Genomic DNA, 4779 nt, shown 5'->3' on the forward strand with positions numbered 1-4779 from the left:
GTTCATTTCTTTGTCCTGCTTTTGCGGTTAATTTTCCGTGAAGTAAATATTGGTTTGCCATGTTTGTCGTTAATTTTAAAGGTCTATTTATAGTTTTGTAATTGCTTGTTATTGCGGTTACTCTTAGTTTGGTTTCTAAAAAGCTATAATTAAGGTTCGTTTTTCCGTATCCATTTGTACAATAGAGATAAATAGTATTAGGTGTAAATTAACCTCTTTTCTATAATGATTTCCTTGTCAAATTTTTCTGCTAATGTTTCAGGGCTGGACGTCAGTGGCGGAAATTGAAGTGAAAAGACACAGTAAGCAAAAGCCCCAACTTTAAATTTTAGCCTTAGCTCGCCATTGCGCCAAACCGATGTTAGCCAAATTTTCTTTTATTATTTTTTTGAACAGAAATTGATCAAATAATTTCTTACGCTAAAATCTGTTAGATCTCCTGCTTTTTTAAAACTTTCGCAAGCTTCCGCAATTTTGTTAATTGCTAAATATGAAATTCCTAATTTTATGTAAGATATTTTCGTTATTGTATTATTTGATCCACCATCATTAATTGTTTTTAGTTTTTCATAAACTTTTATTGCATTTTCGAAATCATTATTGTTAAAATATTCCAATCCTTTTTTTTCAATTTGATCAATTTGTTTTTCAATTCTGTTTTTTTGATTGTTATCTTCTATTATCATCGAAAAACTTCGATTGATTAAAAAATCTTTACCTGTTGTATTCTTGAAATATTTTTCACTATCCAAAATTGCTTGTATTGCTTTTTTATCAAAATCCTCAGAGATATTGTTAATTATTTTTATATCCTTTATTTTTGAGTCTTTTGTTAAGATAAATTGTGCACTGAAATAATTTCGGGTCTTTGGAAAATCTTCGTAATTTGAAACTATATTTGCTAAATAAGAATTAAAACCTCCTTTATATATAAATGTAGGTTTTACAATTGAATTCTCGAGATAAACAGAAATGTTGCCATATTCTATTTGTTTTGGCTGGAACTCTGGATATAATTCAAGAAATGTTTCAGGTTTAAGAAGGCAAGCAATTTTATTATCTCCTTGAAATTTTTAAAAAAGGTATTTATCATTAAATCCATATTCAATTTTAGTGGCACTTGTTTGTATTACATTTGATGTTATTGTAATAGGTATTTCAATTCCATCAATTTTCATTTTATTATTATAAAAATCATATTGAGCATAAGTTGAAAAGTCTTTATCATTTACCTCTATTGGTTTTCCATCAGAAAAAATAAATTTATCTAATATCCAAGTTCCATTTAATTTATTACTTTGTGAAAAAATATTAATTGTTACAAACGAAATTAATAATGTAATAGTTGTTTTCATCATTTTTTTTAAATTACAGTTAAAGTTTTGGGGCTTTACGATGGTGGGGCAATCGAAGCGCAAATCAAAAGTTTAATCGAAAAACATATGTTGAAATTTGCAGTTTCGCTCGACTATTGCAAAACCCTTGTTATGTGAAGTATTATTTTGTTATTTTTATTTTTCGAAAGATTCCTCTTTGTGAAAATTCATTTGCGAATGTTTTATTTTTTGGAGTTAAAAAGCAAGTTCTTCCATCTATAAATTCCTTTGTGATAGGATCTAAACTTATTTGCTCAACAATAATTTTTTGAATTTCCTTATTATTGTTGAGTTGAAGATAAACTTCCCCTTTTTTTACTTTTAATTCATCAAGATGAATTCCATTCATACTTTCTACATCATTTAAGTTGTAAAAGAACAAGCTATCTTTAGTTTCAATAAACTTTTCAATAACATAACTTTCTAATCCACCATCTTTTTCTGAATACCCACGATACTGGTAGATTATATTTTCAATATTAATGTTATTTGATTGAAATTTGTTGATCTTCATTGGTTTATAAATCGGCTTTGATTTATAATATTCTTCTTCGCAAGAATTATAGCATTCGTGACTAATACCTTCTATTTTATTTTTATTAGGAATGTCAGAAAGTTTATAAAAAGGCAATGTATTTTTGAGGTCAATTTTAAATATTTCTGTTGAGTCTAAAATAACAAAACCATAAGCATGTGAATCACGTCCACCCCAAGCATCATATTTATAAAGAATTTTTGAAGTCCCTTCAATTTTTTGTGCATATAATTCTGAAATATCCCATTGTCCTTGTTTGTCAAAACTACAGCTATAAAAACAAATTAGTAACATTGAAAATACTATTGTGTGTGTGTTAATTTTCATTTTTAGCGAGTATTTTGAAATTCCTTATTAGCAGTTGGCAGGTTTTTATATTCCCGTTCCTCCTAAAATTTCAAGTTCTTGCCCTTTTGTGGGTTGCCCGTCTAATATTGGCATTGCAGACATTATTAATTCTCTTACTCCTTCCACTTTTAATGAGTTGTCGTGGTCTTCTTTGCTATCCCAAATTTCTGTAACGTAAACAGCATTTGTGTCATTCTCGTCCTTACTTATAGCATATAATTTACAGCTCTTTGCAGTTGATACAAGCTCAGATGCTTTCAATAAGATATTTGCAAGTTCATTTCTTTGTCCTGCTTTTGCGGTTAATTTTCCGTGAAGTAAATATTGATTCGCCATGTTTGTCGTTAATTTTAAAGGTCTATTTATAGTTTTCTAATTGCTTGTTATTGCGGTTACTCTTAGTTTGGTTTCGAAGTACGAAAGTTGAAACTTGTACAAATGCCCAATCGAAGCCGTTCAGCGTTGCTTTTGTTATTACATTGTTATATGCCGTTATTTTCGTCTGTACGTTTTTTATAATTCTCAATTCTTGTCAGTAGGTCCGTCAATGTTTTTGCTACAGTTGAAATGTCGATATCGGTGTCAAACCTTTGATAAATAAGTCTTTCACCTCTTTCATAATTTTCAAAAGGCTTGGGCAAAAAATTATTATCCTTACACATTACATTAAATATGAAGTCAGATGACTTACTATTTCGGCCAAAAAGTTGAATTTGCCAACCATTAACATCAATCGTTGTGTCTACTGCTAATTTATATTGTGAGTTAACTGTATAGTCGTGGACTAAAACCAATAAAGATGAACCTTTATAAATCCATTGTTTATCTGCTAAAGGAGCAAACTCCTCTTTGGAAATGGCATCATTAAGTTGATGAATTTTCTGAAAAAGTAAATTTTTGTATTCATTAAAACTGTTTGTCAATTCTTGTATTATCTCTGAATTGGTTTTAAAAAATGTCCAAAGCGCCTTATTTTCCATTGTTTTAGGTGTAAGATTTTCAATTGATTTAATGAAGTCGGTCAAGTGGTTTATGTAACTGATATTTGAAATATTTAAATGTCCACCAATATTTTGTTTTACGTTTTGAAAAACCTGCTCATAAGTTACGTTCACAAAATCATTTGCATTTATTTTTTCTACGTCTTCGTTTGATGTCAATTTGTTCATCGACAATACTATACAAATAGACTTTCTAGAATTGTAACATAATGATTTTACTGTGTTCTTGTAATCAGCTAGGTCATTATGCAAATGATGAAATATTTTATTTTCTATACCAATTGTGTAATTTTCAGTCAATATTACTAAGTCGAGCCTATTGTCATTTATAGTTCTATACTCTCTGTAAACCTCTATTTGTTCAAAGTCAATGTCAAACTGAAAGTCTTTGTCAATGAGATGTAACAAAGAGTTTAGAACCAAATCTTTTAGACCGTGTTCATTTGTTGGGTCGAGATAAAATTTCAAAATGTTACTACACACATTTTCGTAATGTGGATAGCCAGAAATTTCCATAAACGTCTTTGTCCGCTTATGTCGAGGAATTGATTTGAAGTCAAGCAATATTTTGGTGAAGTCTGTTTGCACTATGTCGTCTTTATAATTGTATATAACGGTTTGGGTATTGCCGAAGGTGGAGATTTTTTGCACAAGTGCCCAATCGAAGCCGTTCAGCAACGCTTTTGTAAAACTTATGTTAGCTGCAGTTTTTATTTGAACGATATCAAGTTTCAATATTTATTGAATTGGATATAAGAATTTTTTGCTTATTGTTTACTCTATATTTATAATAAACTTTAACATTATAATTTGCATTTTTTTGTAATTCAATATAATTGAAAAATCTAGTCCCTATTTTATGATAATTTTCATAATTATAAGATGCTGTATATTGTTCTAATGGAAGTTTAAAAGTATTATTGGAAAAAGATTCAATATTTTGATAAGCATTGGTGTGTTCAAAAACTTCATTTGAAATTGAATAGAAATTTAATTTTGGTTTTTTCTTATAGTATTGGATTAATATATAAAATTTATTTTCATTAAACTTATTTAATTCTTCTGTCTTTTCATAATCTTCATAAAGATAGAAGTCATAATTGTGTTTAAATTCGTTTTCCCAGAAAAATTCTGAATTTAAATTAAAGTTTTTAATTGTGATTTCTAAGTAATCATTTTTTAAGTTTTTTATGAAAATATCTGCTTTTTCTTGAGAATATGATGTGATACTGATGAAAAAGAATAAAAAATATTTCATTTGTCGAGAGTTTTTGTGAAATTTTAGATAACGGTTTACAGCTTGGCGATGTGGCGGAAATGGATGCATAAATGTTGACCTTTGCAGTTTCTCCCCACTATTACAAATCTTTTTTAGCGGTAGTTTTTAGTCAAATTTAATTTTATGTTCTTGCTCAAAATAGCTCACTTTGTCCATAATATTTTTTGCTACTTCGTCTTTAGAAAATTTTGTAATATCTACTATTTCTTTAAGCAGGTTGTAATAATTTCCACCTATTGC

General features: G+C 28.5%; 6 protein-coding genes. All 6 read right to left on the reverse strand.

Annotated elements, in window-relative coordinates; all coding sequences use genetic code 11:
- Positions 1-380: 380 nt before the first annotated feature.
- The 6 genes from RSC72_RS15720 to RSC72_RS15745 all read right to left on the reverse strand — a co-directional run bounded on the left by RSC72_RS15720 (position 381) and on the right by RSC72_RS15745 (position 4518).
- On the reverse strand, positions 381-752 hold the full coding sequence (locus RSC72_RS15720) for a tetratricopeptide repeat protein (RefSeq protein ID WP_332546714.1): 372 nt from the start codon (positions 750-752) through the stop codon (positions 381-383).
- Positions 753-1073: 321 nt separating this feature from the next.
- Positions 1074-1358, reverse strand: a complete 285-nt coding sequence (locus tag RSC72_RS15725; protein ID WP_332546716.1) for a hypothetical protein — start codon at positions 1356-1358, stop codon at positions 1074-1076.
- Between the two features lie 139 nt (positions 1359-1497).
- Positions 1498-2238 (reverse strand): hypothetical protein, encoded by a 741-nt coding sequence (locus RSC72_RS15730; protein WP_332546718.1) that lies wholly within the window; start codon positions 2236-2238, stop codon positions 1498-1500.
- Between the two features lie 45 nt (positions 2239-2283).
- Positions 2284-2595 carry a putative quinol monooxygenase gene (locus RSC72_RS15735; protein ID WP_332566395.1) on the reverse strand — a complete coding sequence of 104 codons (312 nt, stop codon included), beginning with the start codon at positions 2593-2595 and terminating at the stop codon, positions 2284-2286.
- Positions 2596-2741: 146 nt separating this feature from the next.
- A complete protein-coding gene (locus tag RSC72_RS15740; RefSeq protein ID WP_332578667.1) occupies positions 2742-3848 on the reverse strand; it encodes a PD-(D/E)XK nuclease family protein in 1107 nt (368 codons plus the stop codon).
- Positions 3849-3984: 136 nt separating this feature from the next.
- Positions 3985-4518: a hypothetical protein gene (locus RSC72_RS15745; protein ID WP_332578668.1), complete on the reverse strand. Its 534-nt coding sequence runs from the start codon at positions 4516-4518 to the stop codon at positions 3985-3987.
- Positions 4519-4779: the final 261 nt, after the last annotated feature.

This window comes from Algoriella sp. (genome assembly GCF_036647415.1).
In the GTDB taxonomy this organism is placed as follows: domain Bacteria; phylum Bacteroidota; class Bacteroidia; order Flavobacteriales; family Weeksellaceae; genus Empedobacter.

Coding starts and splice junctions, on each gene's coding strand:
- RSC72_RS15725 (WP_332546716.1), bottom strand. CDS start 1,358: ATGATGAAAACAACTATTACATTATTAATTTCGTTTGTAACAATTAAT.
- RSC72_RS15730 (WP_332546718.1), bottom strand. CDS start 2,238: ATGAAAATTAACACACACACAATAGTATTTTCAATGTTACTAATTTGT.
- RSC72_RS15735 (WP_332566395.1), bottom strand. CDS start 2,595: ATGGCGAATCAATATTTACTTCACGGAAAATTAACCGCAAAAGCAGGA.
- RSC72_RS15745 (WP_332578668.1), bottom strand. CDS start 4,518: ATGAAATATTTTTTATTCTTTTTCATCAGTATCACATCATATTCTCAA.